This is a genomic window from Lawsonibacter hominis (assembly GCF_014287895.1).
In the GTDB taxonomy this organism is placed as follows: domain Bacteria; phylum Bacillota; class Clostridia; order Oscillospirales; family Oscillospiraceae; genus Lawsonibacter_A; species Lawsonibacter_A hominis.
Genome location: NZ_JACOPP010000026.1, coordinates 15,061 through 33,762 on the forward strand (window position 1 = coordinate 15,061; position 18,702 = coordinate 33,762).

An 18,702-nucleotide genomic window follows, 5' to 3' on the forward strand; every position below is an offset into this window, starting at 1 on the left:
CGCGCGGACCGGTTCAATTCGGTCCGCGCGTTTTTATCAGGGACGGCAGATTGCATTCCCGGCAGGCAGTCCGGAAGCTCTGGCCGGTGAGCAGAAAGCATACGCCGGGCAGCGAGGCGGCAAGCAATACGCCCGCGAAACAGCTCAGCAGTACGGCGGCAAAGAAGAGCAGGTGAGCGCCCATACCGGCGAACGTGCTGCCCATCCACCCCGGCCACAGGCTCTCCCAGAAGGAGATGGCCAAGGGGTGGGCCAGATAGATTCCGAAGGACAGACCGGAACAGAAGGTCAGGAGCCGTCCGGAGCGCCGTGCTTCCCCGTAAGAGCGCGCCAGCAGGAAAACGGCTCCGGAGAGCAGCGCGGTAAACACGTGCAGATAGCTCTTGAAGCTTTCGTCATAGGCGCCGGTGCTCCGGCGCAGCCACCAGGTGCCCCCGGCGATGATGAGGACGCACGCCAGCGAAACCAGCCACAGGACCCGCCGGGAGGGCAGGCGCCTGAGCCGGGCCAGCCGGGCTCCCAGCAGAAAGTAGCCCAGATAGCCGCCGATCAGGTTTACATTCAGGGTCCAGTGGACGGTAAAAACGGTGCGCCAGGCGCTCTCCAGGGGCAGAAAATCCCGCACCGTATTCACACCGATGGTCAGAACCAGCCAAAGCAGCACCAGATAGTTCCAGTGGGCGTCGGTCAGGCCGTCGGCCATTTTTTTCAAAAAGGGCGAGAGCAGATAGACCGGGATCAGGGCATATAAAAACCAGTATGGGACCATGGCGGGGGTATTGGGCAGCGCGGAGAGCTGCTCCAGAGCAGCCGCCGGACCGGCCCGCAGCAGCGTGAGCAGAACCACGAGAGCCGACCAGGCCGCCAGGGGCAGCAGTACCTTCGGCAGGCGGCGGCCAAACAGGGCGGACAGATCCGCCGTCCCCTCCTGGGACAGGAGCAGGGCGCCCGAGAGCATAAAGAACAGCGGGACCGCCGCGGTAGCCAGGGAAGAGGCCAGATTGGCGAAGTGCCACACCGCCCCGGAAGCGGAGCGCAGCGCCGCCGCCGCGCAGTGGAGGTAGACCACCCCCACCATGGAGCCGACGCGCAGCAGGTCGTAATCCCAGCGGCGGGACCGGGGGGAGGGGGTCATAAGCCCACCGCCTTTCTCCGCAGCACGGACAGCGGAGGGGCCTGGACGGGCAGCTTGAGGTGCAGGGCCATCTGCGGCTTGCGGGCCTGGTCGATGGGAAGACCGTCGCCGTCGGTAAGTTCCTGCGCCCGAAAGGCCACCGGAGCCACACCCGGGCCGACCAGCTCCAGCTCGTCTCCGGCGGAAAACTTATTGCGCAGGGAGCAAAGGGCGGTCCCGTCGGGGGTGCAGGAGGTCACCACGGCCATCACCTGCCAGTCCCGGACATACCGGGCGCTTTCCGTGTGCTGCCCCGGCGCGCCGAAATAGAAGCCGGTGGAATAGGGCCGGTGGCTGACCTTTTCCACTTCGTCCCGCCAGACGCGCTCCAGGGGCTTGCCGGCTGCGGCGGCGTCGACGGCGTGGCGATAGGCCCCGGTCACAATGCCCGCGTAGTAGGCGCTTTTGGCCCGCCCCTCGATCTTCAGGGAGTTCAGACCAGCCCCGAGCAGTTCCGGAATGTGGTCGATCATGCACATATCACGGGAATTGAGAATATACGCGCCGCCCTCGTCCTCCCCGATGGGGAAATATTCGCCGGGGCGCTGCTCCTCCACCAGGGCGTAATGGTAGCGGCAGGGCTGGGCGCACGCGCCGCGGTTGGCGTCCCGGCCCGTCATATAATTGGAGAGCAGGCACCGCCCCGAGTAGCTCACGCACATGGCCCCGTGGATGAAAGCCTCCAGCTCCAATGCGTTTGGGGCTTTGGCGCGGATAAGCGCGATCTCGTCCAGGGAGAGCTCACGGGCCAGGATCACCCGGCCTGCGCCAAGCTCATGCCAAGCCCGGGCGGCCTCGTAGTTGGACACGCTGGCCTGGGTGGAGATGTGGGCCTTCACGGCAGGGGCATAGCGCTTCAGCAGGGAGAGCACCCCCACGTCGGCCAGGATGACGGCGTCCACCCCCAGGTCCTGGAGGTATTCCATCCATTCCGGCAGACGGCGGATCTCGTCGTTGCGGGGCATGGTGTTGCACGTCACATGGACGGCCACGCCCCGCCGGTGGCAGAGCGACACCGCCTGGCGCAGCTCGTCCGGGGTGAAGTTTCCGGCAAAGGAGCGCATGCCGAAGTCCAGTCCGGCCAGATAGACCGCGTCGGCCCCGTAGGCCAGGGACATGCGCAGCCGCTCCATATCCCCCGCGGGGGAGAGGAGTTCCACGCGCTTATCCATTGCGGTACCGCTCCTGGGTCGCAATGAAGCTGAGCTGTTCCTGGTGGGTCTTGAAGAAGTGGTGGACCCCGTCATCGCCCAGAGCGTAGTAGTAATAGCTGGTGGACTCGGGATTGACCGCGGCGCGCAGAGCGTCCGCACCGGGGTTGGCGATGGCCGTGGGGGGCAATCCGGCGTGCCGGTAGGTGTTGTACGGGGTGTCGGCGCTGGTGTCCACCACGGTGCCGCCGGTGGCGTATAGGATGGTGGCGTCGATGTTCAGCAGGCCGTTGGTGGCGCTGGTATTGGTCAGGCGGTTATAGATGACGGAGGAGATCCTGCGCTGATCCGAGCCGTCGGTCTCCTTCTCGATCATCGAGGCGATGATGACGGCGTCGTTGATGCTCATGCCCTGGTCGGTCATGGCCTGACGCATCTCCTCGGTAAAGATCTGGTCAAAGCGCAGGATCATCTTGTTGAGCACGCTGACCGGGTCCTCGCCCATATAGAACTCGTAAGTGTCGGGGAACAGATACCCCTCCAGGCGCTTGGCGTCTCCCAGGGGGAGCACGCCCTTGAGGAAGGAGAACTTGAAATCATAGTTGGCGGCGGTCTCTTCCAGCTTGTCCGCGGTGGAGACCCCTTTGGCCTCCAGCAGCGCGAAGATCTGCGCCTGCGTCATGCCCTCCGGGATGGTGACGGTGGCCACCATCCGGCTGCCCGAGCTGCTGCCCATGCTGGTGATCAGCGCGCGGTAGTCCATATCGGTGCTCAGCTCATAGGTCCCGGAAGAGAGCTTGTATTTGGCGTGGGTCAGGGAGGCAAAGGTCTTGAAGACGAACTTGTATTCGATCAGACCATTCTCCGAAAGCAGATCGGCCACGTAGTCCATGTCGGCCACCGAGATCGTTTCGGTGACGGTCTCGCTCGTGCCGTCGGCGGCGGTCCGCTCCACCTTCCGCTCCTCCTGGGTAAAGATCTCCTCCGGCAGGGTGATCACGGCGGTATGCTCCTGCTTGTTCAGAGCCAGCAGGTCGCAGGCCCAGGTCCAGCCCAGGCCGGCCAGCAGGGCGGAAATGCCCAGCACAAAGGCGACATAGATCAGTGCGCCCAGCGCGCCCATGCGGCGGCGTCTGCGGCGGCGCTTGACGGGGCGCTGGCCGGACGCCTCACCGCGGCTTTGCGCATGAGCAGGCGCCGCGCGGCGGGGCTGGTAGCGATTTTCTTCCTGTGACATTTGCTTACACTCCTAACTGAAACTGCACGGGGCAGGGGAAATCAGACGCCCATTCCCGCAAATGGAAAAAAGAATCCTGTCCGCTGGAACCACCCAAACCCGGTCCACATAGTATGAGCCAGATGAAGCAAGTGAGGTGAAACAAAGCATGTGCTGTGGTAACAATGGCTGGGGCGGCGGCGGCTGTCTGTGGATCATCCTGATCATCATCATCATCTGCTGCTGCTGCGGCGGCGGAAGCTGGGGCGGCTGCGGGTGCGGCTGCAACAACAACTGCGGCTGCGGGTGCAACGACGGCTGCGGCTGCTGCTGAGGCAGACTACCTAAGTGACCGTGCGGAGGCGGGGCCGGCAGGCCCCGCTTTCGCCGCGTCCGGGGCGGACGGGCCGTAGAGGCCGTCCTCGGTTACCACCAGGTGGACAAGCGCGTCGTGCGCTTGGCGGGGCAGCGCGTCAAAGAGCAGGGCCCCGCGGCACAGAGCGACCCGTATCCCGCCGAAGCCGGGCAGCCAGCGGTCATAATAACCGCCGCCCTGGCCGAGGCGCCCCCCGGAGCGGTCAAACGCCAGACCGGGGATGAGGGCCAGCGTTATCCTTCCCGCATCGACCGCCGGACAGTCCTCTCCCGGCTCCAGCATTCCAAAGGCGTGGGGAATCAAAACGGTATCCGCCCGGATCAGGCGGGCCTCCAGGCGCCGCTCCGGCAGGCACCGGGGCAGGGCGAGACGCTTTCCCAGCTCCAGCAGCGGCGGGATCAGCCGGGCGGTGTCCGGCTCGGCGCCCATACCGTGGTAGAGCAGCAGCGTATCCGCCGCCGCCACCTGGGGCAGGGAGAGAAACCGGGACAGAAGCGCGTCGTCGCTGGCGCGCCGCGCCTCCGGGGAGAGCGCCCTCCCATATGCGCGGACCTGACGCCGCAGGGCGGCTTTGTCAGCGGTAATGGACTTCATGGCGTACCCGGCGGGCGGCCTCGGCTCCCCTGAGCGCCTCCACCAGCGCCAGGCCAAAATCAAAGGCGGAACCGGCGGCCTCGCCGGTGATGATGCGTCCGTCCGCCACGACCCGGGCGCCCTTCTGTACCACGGCGGAGCCCATCTCCTCCTCCATGCCGGGGTAGCACACCGCCCGGCGGCGGTCCAGAATGCCCAGATGGGCCAGAATGGTGGGCGCGGCACAGATGGCCGCCAGCCAACAGCCGTGATCCCGGCAGCGCTGGATCAGGGCAAGAGCGAACAGATTCATCTGGATGGACTCCACGCCGCCCATACCGCCGGGAAGCACCAGCATCTCCACCCCGTCGGGGTCCAGCTCCTCCAGGGAACGGTCGGCGCAGACCGTGATGCCGTGACCGCCGGTGACCCGAAGGCCGTCCAGACCGACCAGCGTTACGTCCACGCCGGCCCGGCGCAGCAGATCGGCGGGCACCAGCGCCTCGGCCTCCTCAAAGCCGTCGCCCAATAAAATCGTTACCATAGCTCTCACCTCACGGAAGAATCGGCTGGATCAGCGCTAAAATATCCCGGTGGATCTCCTCCGCCGGACGCAGAGCGCCGGCGGCATCCACACAGGCGACCGTCCGCCAGCCCAGACACTCCGCCGCCCGCAGGGCGGTTTTGCGGCACAGTGCGAGATAACCGGCGTCCACCTCGTGGATGTCGCCCTGGGTGTGGGTGGCCTGCTCCCGGGCCCGTAGCAGCGCGATGGAGCGCTCGGTCGGCATGTCCAGATAGACCACCAGATCAGGCCGGGGAAGTCCCAGCTTGGCATGCTCGAAGTCGTAAAGCCACTGGAAAAAGCCCTCCCACTCCGGTTCGGGCAGCTTGCAGGCCTGATGGACTGCGTTGGAGGTGGTATACCGGTCGGAGAGCACCAGCCCGCCGCCGGTATAATACTCGCCCCACACCTTTTTCCAGGAAGCATAGCGGTCCACCGCATAAAAGGCGGAGGCCGCGTAGGGATTCACATCCGAGGGGCGGCGGCCGAATTCGCCTCCCAGATACATGCGGATCAGCGCGGAGGAGGGCTGCTGGTATTGGGGAAAAATCAGCCGCTGGAAGGGGCGCTGCGCCTGCTCCAGGGTCCTGCACAGCAGGGAAAACTGGGTGGACTTTCCGGAGCCGTCGGTGCCCTCCAGGACAATCAGCGTTCCGCTCACCGGCCGCCGCCTCCTTTCCTCCGCGCGCCCAGCGCGTAAAGAAGCACCAGGGGCAGCTTTGCCATGCGGCCGAAGCGCCGCGGCTCTTTGATCAGGCGGTGGAGCCACTCCAGGCCCAGTTTTTGATAGGCCTCGGGGGCCCGTTCCACCACTCCGGCGAACACGTCCAGGGCGCCGCCCAGGCCGACCATCAGGCTGCACCCGGTCTCAGGGCCGTTTTTTGCCATCCAAAGCTCCTGCTTAGGCGCGCCGAGGCAGACGAAGCATACGTCGGCGGCGCAGGCACGGATGTCCTCCACCACGGGAGCGTCCTGGGTAAAGTAGCCGTCGCGGGTGCCGCAAACGATCAGTCCCGGGTAGGCGTCCTTCAAATGGGCGGCGGCCAGCTCGGCCACGCCGGGCTTTGCGCCCAGAAGGAACAGGCGCTTGCCCTGCGCAGCCATCCAGCGCAGCAGGCGCTGGGCAAAATCGATCCCGGTCACCTTGCCCTTCAGCGGGCGGCCCAGGATCTTGGCCGAATAGATCACGCCGATGCCGTCGGCCAGCACCAGATCGGCATCCAGCAGCGTCTGGCGGAACGCCGCGTTCGTTCGGGCCTCCAGCAGGAATTCCGGGTTCGGGGTCACAGCGTAATGAAAGCCGCCGCGCTCCACCAGCGCGGCCCCGGCGCGGGCCGCCTCGTCCAGCGTCAGGTCGTCAAACCCGACGCCCAATATGTCAGTGCGCAAGGAAATATGCCTCCCCATCAGCAGATCATTCCAGTATGGAACCTATAATTTCATGCCATTTTATCATAGATAGCAGGAAAAGTCCATGAGGAAACCCCGCGAAGGGACGAGGGGAAACATGAAGATTCTATAAAGTTTACGGGATTTTACCGTTGACATTTTGGGAACAGGTCATTATAATAAACGCAATACAAGCCGTGAGGCACTTTTTTTGCAGCTTGTTACTTTAGCAGCAAAAAGCGCTAAAGCATACACTGTGCACAAAATGGAGGAAAATGAAATGAAAAACTTGTCTAAGTTGACCGCTCTCGCTCTGAGCGGTGTCCTGGCCCTGAGTCTGGCCGCCTGCGGCGGCAGCGGAACCGCGTCCACACCCGCGCCGGAGACCTCCGCACCGGGGACGCCGGCCCCCGAGACCGCGTCTCCCGCTGGAGAGACCGCCTATACCGTAGGCATCTGCCAACTGGCTCCTCATGTGGCGCTGGACGCCGCTACCGAGGGCTTTATGGACGCCATCAACGAGGCGCTGCCCGGTCAGGTGAAGTTTGACCTGCAGAACGCCGCCGGTGACAGCCCCACCTGCGCCACCATCGTCAACGGCTTTGTCTCCGCCGACGTGGATCTGATTATGGCAAACGCCACCCCTGCGCTTCAGGCGGCGGCATCCGCTACCGGAGACATCCCCGTGCTGGGTACCTCGGTCACGGAGTACGGCGTGGCCCTGGGCATCGACGGCTTTACCGGCACCGTGGGCACCAACGTCTCCGGCACCTCCGATCTGGCTCCCCTGGATCAGCAGGCCGCTATGATCCAGGAGTGGTATCCGGACGCCCAGACCGTAGGCCTGCTTTACTGCTCCGCCGAGCCCAACAGCCAGTATCAGGTGGACGAGGTCCAGAAGGCTCTGGAGAGCTTTGGCTACACCTGCACCCAGTATCCCTTCTCCGACACCAACGACATGGCTTCCGTCACCCAGAACGCCGCCGATAACAGCGACGTGCTTTATGTCCCCACCGATAACACCGTGGCCAACAACACCGGCATCGTGGACAATATCTGCCACGGTAAGGTACCGGTCTTCGCGGGCGAGGAGGGCATCTGCGCCGGCTGCGGTGTGGCGACCCTGTCCATCAGCTACTATGACCTGGGCGTCGCAACCGGAAAGATGGCCGTCAAGATCCTCACGGGCGAGGCCGACGTGTCCGAAATGCCCATTGAGTATGCGCCCAACTTTACCAAGAAGTACAACGAGACCACCTGCGCCGATCTGGGAATTACACCTCCCGACGGCTACCAGGCGATCAGCGCCGGATAATTCCAGAAAAGCCATCAAAACAGCGGAAAAGGGGGTTCCCTTTTCCGCTGTTTTTTGCTATACTATTGAAGTCTATCGACATTTTTGGGAGGAACACATATGCTGGGTTTTATCAACGCGCTGCCGGGGGCCGTATCCCAAGGCCTGATTTGGGGTATCATGGCGATCGGAGTTTATATCACCTATAAGATTTTGGATATCGCGGACCTGACGGTGGACGGCTCCTTCTGTACCGGCGGAGCTGCTTTTGTGGTGCTGTTTACGGGAGGCGTCCCTCTGTGGCTGGCGCTGCTGGCGGCCGTGCTGGCGGGTATGCTGGCGGGATTGGCTACCGGCCTGCTGCATACCTTCTGCGGCATCCCCGCCATCCTGGCGGGCATCCTGACCCAGCTGGGCCTTTGGTCGGTAAATATGGCCATCATGGGGATGAAGGCTACCGTGGCCATCAATGTTACTACGCCTGAGATGCTGGACAAGCTTCTGGTCTCGCTGCGCTTCGTTCAGGACGTGGCCAAGGGCGCCCGTCCCTTCTGGCGGCACCCGATTTTCGTGGTGGGTCTATTCACCGTGGCCATCATCGTCCTGCTCTATTGGTTCTTCGGCCGGGAGGTTGGAGCCGCCCTGCGCTCCACCGGCTCCAACCAGAACATGGCCCGCGCCCAGGGGATCAACACCAACTTCTGCAAGGTGCTTGGCCTGATGCTCTCCAACGGTCTGGTTGCGCTGTCCGGCGCGCTGCTGGTGCAGTACAACAGCGCTGCCGAGATCAATATGGGGCGCGGCGCCATCGTCATCGGTCTGGCCGCCGTCATCATCGGCGAGGTGGTCTTCGGCAAGCTTTTCCGCAATTTCGCGCTGAAGCTGGCGGCGGTCTCCATCGGCGCCATCATCTACTATATTGTCATCCAGGCGGTGCTGGCCATGGGCCTGAACCCCAATTACCTGAAGCTGCTCTCCGCTGCGGTGGTGGCGGTGTTCCTGTCCATCCCCTACTGGAAGGGCAAGTATTTCCACAAATCCGTACGGAAGGAGGGCGTGCATAATGCTTGAGGTGCGTGAGATCTACAAGACCTTCAACGCCGGGACCGTCAACGAGAAGCGGGCCATCAACGGCGTATCCCTCACCCTGGCCGACGGGGACTTCGTTACGGTCATCGGCGGCAACGGCGCGGGCAAATCCACCCTGCTCAATTTGGTGGCGGGGGTGTACGGCGTAGACGGCGGCTCCATCCTCATCGATGGCAACGACGTGACACGGCTGCCCGAGTATCGGCGGGCCCAATATATCGGCCGGGTGTTCCAGGATCCCATGATGGGTACGGCCGCCTCCATGCAGATCGAAGAAAACCTGGCGCTGGCCGCCCGTCGGGGACAGACCCGGACGCTCCGCGCGGGGATTACCAAGGCGGAGCGGGAGCAGTACAGGGAGCTGCTGAAGATCTTGGATCTCGGCCTGGAGGACCGGCTGACCAGCAAGGTAGGGCTCCTGTCCGGCGGTCAGCGCCAGGCGCTCACATTGCTGATGGCCACCCTGAAAAAGCCCAGGCTGCTGCTGCTGGACGAGCACACTGCCGCGCTGGACCCCAAAACGGCGGCAAAGGTGCTGGACACCACCGAGAAGATCGTCCAGCGGGATCAGCTGACCACGCTGATGATCACGCACAACATGCGGGACGCGATTGCCCATGGGAACCGGCTCGTTATGATGTACGACGGCAGAATTGTCATCGATATCTCCGGCGAGGAGAAGAAGAAGCTGACCGTGGAGCAGCTGCTGGCGAAATTTGGTCAGGCCTCCGGCAGCGACGAGGCCGACGATAAGCTGCTCCTGTCTTAAGACAGGAGCAGCTCTTTGCAGCAGCGCTCAGCGCGGAGATGGTGCAAGCGCCTCGTTTTTTGATAAACTGAGCCCCTCCGGCGCGGGCCATTGGCCCGCGCCGGAGGGGCTCAGTCGGTCAAAAGGGCTAACGATCATGCAGGAAGGCAAACTGTTCTTGAGTAAGAGGAAGCCCACGGCAGCGTTTCGCCGCTCACAGGCGGTGAAAGAAAGACAAATCTGCAGGTGTCTTGGGAGTTTGACTGCCCGGCCCGCGCACGGGGTCGTTTCAATGTTCGCTTAGGGGCAGCAGGGCTTCCGGGGGCAGCTCCAGCCAGAGCTGCTCCGGCTGCTCCAGAGCCGCCCATTCCGCCTTGGGCCATTCGACCCGGAGCTGGGAGAAGCCCTGGCGGCCGCCGGGGGTGGAGAGCATGACCACCGTGGAGAAGACCTCCTCCACCACCCGCTCCACGCGGCATAGAAGGCGGTTTTCACCAGGCCCTTCCGCCGGGCGGAGAGAGTGCGCCCGCACGCCCACGTGGCTCAGCTCCCGGGGCAGGGGCGCGGCGTAGCGCAGCACGGCGCCCCAGTCCAGGGCCTCCAGCCGGCCATCCCCCAGGGAACGGGCCCGGGAAATGTTCTTGCACCCCGACAAAAGACAGGCCGAGAGTGTCGCGGGCGACTGAAACAGCTGGTGCACCGATTGCAGCGGCTGAGACTTGCCGTGATCCAGCACACAGACGTTTTTGCAGTTGCGGTGGACTTCGTCCCGATCATGGGTAACGAAGAGCACCGGTCCCGGGAACCGGGCGAGCAGGTCGGACAGCTCCAGCTCCACCTGCCATTTCAGGTAGCTGTCCAGAGCGGAAAAGGGCTCGTCCAGCAGCAGGACCTCCGGGCGGCTGGCCAGGATGCGGGCCAGGGCCGTGCGCTGCTGCTGCCCGCCGGAGAGCTGACGGGGATATTTGTGTTCGGTGCCCTCCAGGTGGAAGGAGCGCACCAGTCCTGCCACCGTCTCATCACGGCCCCGCCGCTCCCGCACCCCGGCGGCGATGTTCTGCTGCACCGTCATGTTGGGGAACAGCGCATAGTTTTGGAACAGGTAGCCGACCCGGCGCTTTTGCGGGGGCAGGTCGATGTGCCGCTGCGAGTCGAAGAGGGGGCGTCCGTCCAGAAGGATCGTTCCGGCATCCGGACGCTGTATGCCGGCGATGCACTTGAGGGTGACGCTTTTGCCGCAGCCGGAGGCCCCCAACAGGCCGGTAATGCCGTTTTGGGCCTCGAAAGCGGCTCTGAGCCGAAATTTCCCAAAATCCTTTCGGATATCAACGATCAGAGACATCTCACACCTCCCTGGAGCCGACGCTCCAGCGCCCGTCCCGCTCCCGCCGCTCCAGCAGATTGATGCACAGCAGTACGGCGAAGGAGATCGCCAGATTCACGAAGACCCAGCGGTAGGCCAGCGCGTCGTTGCCTTCCCGCCAGAGCTGATAGACGGTGGTGGAGATGGTGGCGGTGCGTCCGGGCGTATATCCGGAGACCATGGAAGTGGCGCCGTATTCCCCCAGCCCCCGGGCAAAAGCCAGTACCGTGCCCGCCGTCAGCCCCTGCTTGCAGCCGGGCATCAACACCCGCCAGAAGACCCAGGCGTTGGAGCGTCCCAAGGTCTTGCCCGCATAGAGCAGGCTGCGGTCAAATGCCTCAAAGGCGCCGCGTACCGTGCGGTACATCAGCGGAAAGGTGACGATGATCACCGCGAAAATGGAGGCGTACCAGGTCATCACCAGCTTCCGGCCCCAGGCCTCCAGGATCACCCCGCCCACAGGGCCGTTGGGGCCCAGCAGCTTCAGCAGGAAGAAGCCGACCACCGTGGGAGGCAGTACCAGTGGCAGGGTGAGGACACAGTCCAGCAGCCCCTTGAGCGCTCTGGGCAGTTTGTGGACATACCAGGCGGCGAAGATGCCCAGAAAAAAGGTGAAGAAGGTGGAGATCAGGGCGATGCGCAGGGAGTTGAAGAGGGGATACCAGTCCATAGGTCACCAGCTTTCGTGCAGACATAACCGCGCCCCGCCGAGGATTCAGCCGGGGATGGAGAAGCCGACGGATTCGAACACGGAGGAGCAGGCGTCGGTCTGGAGGTAATCCAGGAAGGCGCGGGCCTCATCCTCGTGCTTGGTACGGTTGAGCACGGCGGCGGGATAGACCACGGGCTTGTGACTGTCCGCGGGGGCCTCGGCCACCACCTCCAGCCCGGCGGAATAGGCGTCGGTGCCGTATACCACGCCGCAGTCCACGGCGCCCTCCGCTACCTGAGAGGTGACCTCCTTTACGTTGGTACCGAAGGTGATCTTCTGTTCGCGGTTGAGCTGCTCCCAAACGCCCAGATAGGTGAAGATCTCTTCGGAGTACTGGCCCACCGGCACGTCGGAGTTGCCCAGAGCGATCAGGCTGACCTTGTCGGCCGCCACGTCGTCAAAGGAGGAGACGCCGGCCGGGTTGCCCTCAGGCACCACCAGGGTGACCTTGTTCTCCACCAGATTGATGCGGGTACCTTGGAGCACGAAGTCCAGCGCGTCGGTATTGCCGCCGTCGGCATCCCTGGAGGCGTCGATCTGATTCATCTGCTTCTGGGCGGCGGAAATGAACACGTCACAATCGGCTCCCTCCTCGATCTGAGTCTTCAGCGTGCCGGAGGAATCGAAGTTGAAGGTCAACGTCACGTTGGGGGCCGCGTCCTTGTACTGTTCGGCGATCTGATTGAGGGTCTCGGTCATGGAGGCGGCGGCGAAGACGATGAGCTCCACGGCTTCGGCATCGGGCGTTTCAGGGGCTTGGGTCTCCGGAGCGGGAGAGGCGGCGGTTCCGCCGCCGCCGCAGGCGGCCAGGGACAGGGAGAGGATCAGTGCAAGGGACAGGGATACGAGCTTTTTCATGTTGCATTCTCCTTTACAAAACGGGTAGGCACGCCTGTTTCCGGGCGCACCCCGGCCCGCCGCCGTGACAGTACGGCTGTTTTAGGCGGACAGGCTCGAAGAATCGGGACGGATCTATTTCATCGGGCGCATTCGCCCGTTGTCCCCTTTAAGATCTGAAGAGCGTGCTCCAGACTGGGGAGAATGTATTCCAGACATTCCCGCACGGCCTTGGGGCTGCCGGGGAGGTTGACGATGAGGGTCCGGTTCCGGATACCCGCCGCGGCACGGGAGAGCATGGCGCGGGGGGTGATGGAAAGGGAGTGATAGCGCATGGCTTCCGCAATGCCGGGGGCGGTGCGCTCCACTACGGACAGCGTAGCCTCCGGCGTATGGTCGGTGGGGGAAAAACCGGTGCCGCCGGTGGTGAGGATCAGATCGGCCAGCTCCCCGTCGCACAGGCGGCGCAGTTCGGCGGCCAGAGGCTCCACTCCGTCCGGCAGCAGGGCCGTGTGGACGATTTCATATCCCGCCGCCTCGGCCAGCGCCCGGATGACCGGGCCGCTTTTGTCCTCCCGCCGGCCGGCGTAGCCGGAGTCGCTGAGGGTGATGACGGCAGCTCTCATAACGGCGCCTCCTCCAGAATGGTCAGCTCATCCCCGACGGAAATGACGCCGCCGTGGAGCACCCGGGTGAACACGCCCTCCCGCGGCATGATGCAGTCGCCCATGACCTTGTAGATCTCACAGTGTGCGTGGCACTGTTTGCCGATCTGAGTCAGCTCCAGCACCACGTCGTTGCACTGGAATCTGGTGCCTACCGGCAGAGATTTGAAATCGTAGCCCGCCACCACCAGATTTTCTCCAAAGGCTCCGTCGTCCACAACAGCGCCCCGGGCGCGGAACTCCTCCACCCGTTCGTGGGAGAGCAGGGAGACCTGCCGGTGCCAGGCGCCGGCGTGCGCGTCGTTTTCAATGCCCCAGTCCGCCCGGAAGCGGGCGCTGCCCACGTTCCGTTTCTGGGTTCCCTTCTGCCGGCTGGTACAAACAGCAATGACTTTGCCCATCGGTTTACCCTCCAATCTGATTCATCGTCTTACCCTCGTCCCCGAGGCTGCGTCCCTCGGAAAAATGGTGGCAGGCGGGCTTTTCCAGAATGGCCCGCTCCATCGCCGCCAGCAGCGTCCGGTCGTCCGCCCCCGCCTCCATCAGGGCCTTCAGGTCCGCCCCCTGTTCGTACTGAAGGCAGGTTTTCAAAAACCCCGTGGCGGTGAGACGGACCCGGTTGCAGTCGCCGCAGAACTGATGCGTCATCGCGCTGATGAAACCCACGCGGCCGGCAAAGCCCGCAAAGGTCACATACCGGCCCGGTCCGGCCCCGTCTCCGCGCCCGGCCGGGGCGGCGGGCCCATACGCGGCCTCCAGGCGCTGCAGCACCTCCGCCTCGCTTCTGCGGGAGAGCGTGCTCCCCAGGCCGATGGGCATCAGCTCAATGAAGCGTACGGCCAGATCCCGATCTCTTGCCAGCGCGGCCAGGGGGACCAGCTGAGCGTCGTTCTCCCCCATGGGCACGCAGTTGAGCTTGACGGAGAGTCCCGGCGCGGCCAGGGCGGCTTCCAGCCCCTGCAGGGCGTCGTCCAGCGCGTCCCGCCGGGTAATGGCGGCGTACTGCGCCCGGTCCAGGGTGTCCAGGCTGAGATTCACACCGGAGAGCCCCGCCTCCATCAGGCCGGGCAGCTGCTGCTTCAGCAGCACGCCGTTGGTGGTCAGGCTCACGCTTTGAATGCCCTCCACGCTCCGGATCCCCCGCACCAGCTGTGCCAGGTCCCGGCGGACCAGCGGCTCCCCGCCGGTGAGGCGCACCTTGTCTACCCCCAGCCGGGCGAGCAGGCCGACCAGACGCAGCAGCTGCTCATAAGAGAGCACCGCGCTGTGCGCCACCCACTCCACGCCCTGCTGCGGCATGCAGTACACACAGCGCAGGTTGCACCGGTCGGTGACGGAGACGCGCAGGTAATGGATGCGCCGCCCATAGCGGTCAAGCACGGCACTCGCCTCCTCGGTTGACATAATCCAAGATGACCTGCGCAGCCGCGGCCGCGTCTCCAAAGGGGATGCGCCGCACTCCGGGCAGCTCCAGCGGCAGGTCGGTGACCAGGGCCAGCAGGGTGGAGGCGTCGCACACGCTCCGTTCGGAGTTGCCCGGACGCACCAGCTCCAGCTTGGGCCACGCCGTATGCTTGAAGCCCTCCAGCAAAATCAGGTCAGCCTCAGGAAATTGGGCGATCAGGGCGTTCTCGTCGGCGGTCTCCCGCTTGACGATTTTGTACTTCTCCCCGTCGAAAATCGAGGTGCCCCAGGCTCCGGCGGCCATAAAGCGTCCGGTGTCTGTGCCGGGCGGATCGGGAAGGAAGCAGTGGCCGTCGTGCTTGATCACCGCCACCTGCAGGCCGGCGGCGGTGAGGTGGGGGAGCATTTCCACGATCAGGGTGGTCTTGCCCGAATTTTTTACCCCGGATACCGCAACCACGGCAGGCCTATCCACGGTCATACACCCCCGATTTGCCGCCTTCTTTATGGACCAGGTGGATGTCGGAGAGCTCCATGGACCGGTCCACAGCCTTGCACATATCGTAAATGGTCAGCAGAGCCACCGTGACCCCGGTCAGCGCCTCCATCTCCACCCCGGTCTTGCCGGAGAGCTTCACCGTGCACTCGGCCTGGATGGCGCCCTCCTCCTCCAGAACGGTGAAATCCACCGAGGCATGGGAGAGCATCAGCGGATGACAGAGCGGGATCAGGTCGGAGGTGCGCTTGGTGGCCATGATGCCGGCCACCCGCGCCACGCCCAGCACGTCCCCCTTGGCGGCGGTGTGCCCCAGGATGGCATCCAGCACCGGGCGGGAGACCCGGATTTTTCCGCGGGCGGACGCCGCGCGCAGCGTGGGCTGCTTGGGGGAAACATCCACCATAATGGCGTTGCCCGCCCCGTCGAAGTGATTGAAGTTCGCGTCCATCGTATGATAGGCCTCCGTATCGGTAGATTCCGTATTTCAGGGCGCGGCGGTTTCTGCGCCGGCGCCGCTACAGCAGCAGTACCTCCACCAGCCGCCCCGGCTCCAGCGGCCCGGTCCCGGCCGGAAGGTCCACCAGGCAATTGCAGCCTACCAGAGAGGCCAGCTGTCCGGAGGAGTGCCCCTCCGGCAGGCTGACCCGGCCGTCCTGCCAGCGTCCGCGGAGAAAACGGCGGCAGGGACTTGCCTTGGAGAACGCAGTGTCCAGCCGGGCGCTCCTCCGCTGGGGCAGCAGGCGCTCCTCCCCGGACAGGGCGCACAGCATCGGCCGGGCCAGCAGCTCGAACGTGGCGGCGGCGGCAAAGGGGTTGCCGGAGAGGGAGAGAATGGGCTTGCCGCGACGGGTGGAGTAGAGGGCCGGGGTGCCGGGCTTGACGTTCAGGCGCCAGAATACCGTCTCCGCGCCCAGCAGGGGGAGGGCCTGGTGGAAGATATCCTTGTCGCCCACCGAAACGCCGCCGGTGGTGATCAGCGCGTCGCAGCAGCCCAACAGCCGCTCCATGGCTTCGGCCACAGCCTGTGGGTCGTCCCCCGCGTGCTCGCCGCCGGTCTCCGGAATGCCCAGTTCGCTCAGACGTGCGAGCAGCAGATTCAGATTGGACCCGTAGATCTTTCCGGGGGGGAGAGGGTGCACGTGGGGGTAGACCACCTCGTCTCCGGTGGAGAGCACGAATACCCGGGGCCTGCGCCGGACGGGCACCTGGCACACGCCCGCGCTGGAGAGAAGGCCCACGGCCGCCGCGTCCAGGCGGGTTCCGGCGGGGAGCAGCACGGTCCCGGAGCGATAGTCCTCTCCCAGGTTAACATAATTTTCGTAGGGCCGCAGCGGCTTGTAAATGGAGACCACCGGATCGCCCTGGTCGGTATCCTCCTGCCGCAGCACGCAGTCGCATCCGGCGGGCAGCATGGCTCCGGTCATGATGCGCGCGGCGGCGCCGGCGGTCAGGGGGAGGAGGGGCACGCCTCCGGCGTATACCGTCTCCACAACGCGCAGGCGGACGGGCCGCTCCCGGGAGGCGGAGGCGATGTCTGCCGCGCGCAGTGCGTACCCGTCCAGCGGGGAGCGGTCAAACGGGGGCTGGTCCAATGGGGCGGTCACGTCGGCGTCCAGCGTGTAGCCCAGGGCGTCGGGAACCGGCAGCGTCTGGGTCCCCAGGGGAGCCAAAGCGCCGGTGATCAGGGCCGCGGCTTGTTCCAATTCGATGCCGGTCACCATCCGCTACACCCCTTTTCCAAAGGAGCAGTTGGGATAGTGGCACTCCGGGCAGCTCAGGCAGAGCCCGCCGTGTCCCAGTCCCTTCAGGTCGGCCCGGCCGAGGCGCACATCCGCCGCGATGCGGGGGAGCAGCAGATCAAAAATGGTGGCCCTGGCGTACATCACGCAGCCGGGGAGGCCCAGGATCGGCGTGCCGTCCGGGAAGTAGCCCAGCAGGAACATGGCGCCTGGCAGAACCGGCGCGCCGTAGGACACGATCTCCGCCCCGGTGTTCCGGATGGCGCCGGGGGTTTTGTCGTCCGGATCCACGCTCATGCCGCCGGTGCAGAGGATCAGGTCCACGCCCTTGGCCTGATACGCCAGAGCGGCGGCGGTGATGGCCTGCATGTCGTCGCCGGGCAGGCAGTGTTCGGTGACGGAAATGCCGTAGGCGGCCAGCTTATCCATGATCACGGGCGTGAACGCGTCCGGAATAAGCCCGTTGGCCACCTCGCTGCCGGTGGTGATGAGGCCGCAGGTCTTCCGCTTCCACGGCGTCAGGGAGAGAAGGGGGGCGCTCCCGGCCCGGGCCTCCGCCGAGCGAAGGGCTTCCTCCGATATGACCAGCGGGATGATGCGCATGCCCGCCAGCTTGTCGCCTGGATGCACCGCCGTATTGGTGTGGCGGGTGGCGATCATGATGTCGTCTGCTCCGTTGAGGGCGGCAAGCCGCGCCACATCCACCTGAAAGAGCCCGTCGCGGTCGGCAATGAGCTCGATCTTACCCTCCTTGACCGGCGTGGGATGCATGTGCTCGTTCTGGCACAGCGCGCGCAGCCGTTCGGCAGCTTCGTCCTCGTGGAGCATGCCGGGCGCCTTTTCCCATACGTACAGGTGCTGCTTGCCCATGGACAGCAGCACCGGGATGTCCTCCGGCGCGACCACGTGCCCCTTGCGGAACCGGGCGTCCTTCGTGACGCCGGGAATGATCTGGGTCAGATCGTGGCAGAGCACGTGCCCCACCGCGTCGCGGGTGTCGATCAGCTTCATGAATCTAGCCTCCCCAAACGATAAAAAACGGGAACGCCGTCTGACAGACAGCGCTCCCGCACAGCACAAAAGACCGAACACGATCCAAAGCCGTGTTCCAGCGAAAGCAGCCCCTTTTCAAAGACGGAAGGCCGCACCGTTTCCGATACGACCCAGACCGGAGCCCGCGCGGGACCCGGCGGCGGAGCGTCATAGGCCGTAGCCCTTAGACGGTTCCGCTCGGAGCAGGATGGATTGTAGGATCACTATACCATGCTTGACCGCAAAAGGCAACAGAAACTTGCTAGTCCCTCCGGCGGGAGAGCAGAGCGGCGCACAGGTCGAACAGACTGCCCAAGCTCAGCAACAGTCCAAAGCGTACCGCTCCGATGGAGGCGAAGCGCCAGAGCAGCGCGGTAGCCAGGACGGACAACGCCAGACAGCCCGCCTGCCCCCACAGCACACCGCCGGTACGGGGCAGCCGTGCGTTGAGGTAGCTCCTGCCGCACAGCAGGAACACGGCGGCAGCCAAAATCAGCAGTTCATAAACCGTCCGGGGCAGAAGCTGGAAGCGGACGGCGGCCAGCGAATGGAACACGGGGGCCAGAATGTGGTGGAGCATTAGCAGAACAAAATAGAGCAGATAGAGTATAAAATAGATCCGTTTTGATCTGCGCTGTGTCATAACCCAATACCCGTTCATGTTTTTTTATGATAACCTCCTGTTGATCATATGGGGGTAGCTTGTAGCAAGGCTATTCAAGAGAAATCATAATGTATTGCCCCTCTCGCCTAAAATCGGACTGTAAAGTTAAATGAAAGTTGAAGACCCGTCAGCCCTTCTGGTACAATGGTTTCACCACAAAACACATGTACTCTCGAAAGGAGACGAGTCTTCGTGGCAAGATTATACCAACT

The 18,702-nt window shown here is 64.3% G+C and carries 22 protein-coding genes and 2 riboswitches; of the genes, 4 read left to right on the forward strand and 18 right to left on the reverse strand.

Going from position 1 to position 18,702, the window contains the following annotated elements:
* Positions 1–13: 13 nt before the first annotated feature.
* Genes H8S57_RS13955 through mltG form a run of 3 tightly spaced genes read right to left on the reverse strand, consistent with a single transcriptional unit; the run spans position 14 to position 3,562 of the window.
* The gene (locus tag H8S57_RS13955; RefSeq protein WP_186908644.1) at positions 14–1,135 is read right to left on the reverse strand and encodes an acyltransferase; all 1,122 of its coding nucleotides are present in this window, start codon (positions 1,133–1,135) and stop codon (positions 14–16) included.
* Positions 1,132–2,346, reverse strand: a complete 1,215-nt coding sequence (locus H8S57_RS13960; RefSeq protein ID WP_186908645.1) for a peptidase U32 family protein — start codon at positions 2,344–2,346, stop codon at positions 1,132–1,134. Before H8S57_RS13960 ends, H8S57_RS13955 begins: the two co-directional genes overlap by 4 nt.
* The gene (gene mltG, locus H8S57_RS13965) at positions 2,339–3,562 is read right to left on the reverse strand and encodes an endolytic transglycosylase MltG (protein WP_186908646.1); all 1,224 of its coding nucleotides are present in this window, start codon (positions 3,560–3,562) and stop codon (positions 2,339–2,341) included. Before mltG ends, H8S57_RS13960 begins: the two co-directional genes overlap by 8 nt.
* Positions 3,563–3,710: 148 nt before the next feature.
* On the opposite strand from mltG, the gene H8S57_RS13970 reads away from it, so the two are divergent.
* Positions 3,711–3,875 carry a hypothetical protein gene (locus H8S57_RS13970; protein ID WP_186908647.1) on the forward strand — a complete coding sequence of 55 codons (165 nt, stop codon included), beginning with the start codon at positions 3,711–3,713 and terminating at the stop codon, positions 3,873–3,875.
* Between the two features lie 6 nt (positions 3,876–3,881).
* Here H8S57_RS13970 and H8S57_RS13975 read toward each other — a convergent pair whose 3' ends face one another.
* From H8S57_RS13975 to H8S57_RS13990, 4 genes are read right to left on the reverse strand one after another with little or no spacing between them, the layout of a single operon-like run.
* Positions 3,882–4,511 carry a 5-formyltetrahydrofolate cyclo-ligase gene (locus H8S57_RS13975; RefSeq protein ID WP_186908648.1) on the reverse strand — a complete coding sequence of 210 codons (630 nt, stop codon included), beginning with the start codon at positions 4,509–4,511 and terminating at the stop codon, positions 3,882–3,884.
* Positions 4,492–5,034 (reverse strand): DJ-1 family glyoxalase III, encoded by a 543-nt coding sequence (locus H8S57_RS13980; protein ID WP_186908649.1) that lies wholly within the window; start codon positions 5,032–5,034, stop codon positions 4,492–4,494. The genes H8S57_RS13975 and H8S57_RS13980 overlap by 20 nt, the downstream gene beginning before the upstream one ends.
* Before the next feature lie 10 nt (positions 5,035–5,044).
* A complete protein-coding gene (locus H8S57_RS13985) occupies positions 5,045–5,716 on the reverse strand; it encodes a dTMP kinase (protein WP_186908650.1) in 672 nt (223 codons plus the stop codon).
* Entirely contained in the window at positions 5,713–6,444 is a 732-nt protein-coding gene (locus H8S57_RS13990; RefSeq protein ID WP_186908651.1) for a WecB/TagA/CpsF family glycosyltransferase, read from the reverse strand. The genes H8S57_RS13985 and H8S57_RS13990 overlap by 4 nt, the downstream gene beginning before the upstream one ends.
* 280 nt (positions 6,445–6,724) lie before the next feature.
* On the opposite strand from H8S57_RS13990, the gene H8S57_RS13995 reads away from it, so the two are divergent.
* From H8S57_RS13995 to H8S57_RS14005, 3 genes are all read left to right on the forward strand, one after another.
* Positions 6,725–7,759 carry an ABC transporter substrate-binding protein gene (locus H8S57_RS13995; protein WP_186908652.1) on the forward strand — a complete coding sequence of 345 codons (1,035 nt, stop codon included), beginning with the start codon at positions 6,725–6,727 and terminating at the stop codon, positions 7,757–7,759.
* Between the two features lie 99 nt (positions 7,760–7,858).
* On the forward strand, positions 7,859–8,809 hold the full coding sequence (locus H8S57_RS14000) for an ABC transporter permease (RefSeq protein WP_186908653.1): 951 nt from the start codon (positions 7,859–7,861) through the stop codon (positions 8,807–8,809).
* On the forward strand, positions 8,802–9,596 hold the full coding sequence (locus H8S57_RS14005; protein WP_186908654.1) for an ABC transporter ATP-binding protein: 795 nt from the start codon (positions 8,802–8,804) through the stop codon (positions 9,594–9,596). The genes H8S57_RS14000 and H8S57_RS14005 overlap by 8 nt, the downstream gene beginning before the upstream one ends.
* A 268-nt stretch (positions 9,597–9,864) precedes the next feature.
* Here H8S57_RS14005 and H8S57_RS14010 read toward each other — a convergent pair whose 3' ends face one another.
* The 11 genes from H8S57_RS14010 to H8S57_RS14060 form a co-directional block, all read right to left on the reverse strand.
* Positions 9,865–10,917, reverse strand: a complete 1,053-nt coding sequence (locus tag H8S57_RS14010) for a sulfate/molybdate ABC transporter ATP-binding protein (protein WP_186908655.1) — start codon at positions 10,915–10,917, stop codon at positions 9,865–9,867.
* A 1-nt stretch (position 10,918) separates the two neighbouring features.
* Positions 10,919–11,608: a molybdate ABC transporter permease subunit gene (modB, locus tag H8S57_RS14015; RefSeq protein ID WP_186908656.1), complete on the reverse strand. Its 690-nt coding sequence runs from the start codon at positions 11,606–11,608 to the stop codon at positions 10,919–10,921.
* 45 nt (positions 11,609–11,653) lie between these two features.
* Entirely contained in the window at positions 11,654–12,508 is an 855-nt protein-coding gene (gene modA / locus H8S57_RS14020; RefSeq protein ID WP_186908657.1) for a molybdate ABC transporter substrate-binding protein, read from the reverse strand.
* Positions 12,501–12,621, reverse strand: a riboswitch (molybdenum cofactor riboswitch). (Overlaps the previous gene by 8 nt.)
* Before the next feature lie 6 nt (positions 12,622–12,627).
* Positions 12,628–13,113, reverse strand: coding sequence for a MogA/MoaB family molybdenum cofactor biosynthesis protein (locus H8S57_RS14025; protein ID WP_186908658.1), 486 nt, complete (start codon positions 13,111–13,113; stop codon positions 12,628–12,630).
* Entirely contained in the window at positions 13,110–13,553 is a 444-nt protein-coding gene (locus tag H8S57_RS14030; RefSeq protein ID WP_186908659.1) for an MOSC domain-containing protein, read from the reverse strand. The genes H8S57_RS14025 and H8S57_RS14030 overlap by 4 nt, the downstream gene beginning before the upstream one ends.
* Before the next feature lie 4 nt (positions 13,554–13,557).
* The gene (gene moaA / locus H8S57_RS14035) at positions 13,558–14,532 is read right to left on the reverse strand and encodes a GTP 3',8-cyclase MoaA (RefSeq protein ID WP_186908660.1); all 975 of its coding nucleotides are present in this window, start codon (positions 14,530–14,532) and stop codon (positions 13,558–13,560) included.
* Positions 14,525–15,037 carry a molybdopterin-guanine dinucleotide biosynthesis protein B gene (gene mobB, locus H8S57_RS14040; RefSeq protein ID WP_207723807.1) on the reverse strand — a complete coding sequence of 171 codons (513 nt, stop codon included), beginning with the start codon at positions 15,035–15,037 and terminating at the stop codon, positions 14,525–14,527. Before mobB ends, moaA begins: the two co-directional genes overlap by 8 nt.
* Entirely contained in the window at positions 15,024–15,503 is a 480-nt protein-coding gene (gene moaC, locus H8S57_RS14045) for a cyclic pyranopterin monophosphate synthase MoaC (RefSeq protein ID WP_186908662.1), read from the reverse strand. Before moaC ends, mobB begins: the two co-directional genes overlap by 14 nt.
* A gap of 67 nt (positions 15,504–15,570) precedes the next feature.
* Complete coding sequence (locus H8S57_RS14050) at positions 15,571–16,776, reverse strand: molybdopterin molybdotransferase MoeA (protein WP_207723808.1); 1,206 nt, start codon at positions 16,774–16,776, stop codon at positions 15,571–15,573.
* A 3-nt stretch (positions 16,777–16,779) separates the two neighbouring features.
* On the reverse strand, positions 16,780–17,805 hold the full coding sequence (locus H8S57_RS14055) for a molybdopterin-binding protein (RefSeq protein WP_186908663.1): 1,026 nt from the start codon (positions 17,803–17,805) through the stop codon (positions 16,780–16,782).
* 94 nt (positions 17,806–17,899) lie between these two features.
* Positions 17,900–18,042, reverse strand: a riboswitch (molybdenum cofactor riboswitch).
* 46 nt (positions 18,043–18,088) lie between these two features.
* Positions 18,089–18,487: a hypothetical protein gene (locus H8S57_RS14060; RefSeq protein WP_207723809.1), complete on the reverse strand. Its 399-nt coding sequence runs from the start codon at positions 18,485–18,487 to the stop codon at positions 18,089–18,091.
* Positions 18,488–18,702 lie beyond the last annotated feature (215 nt).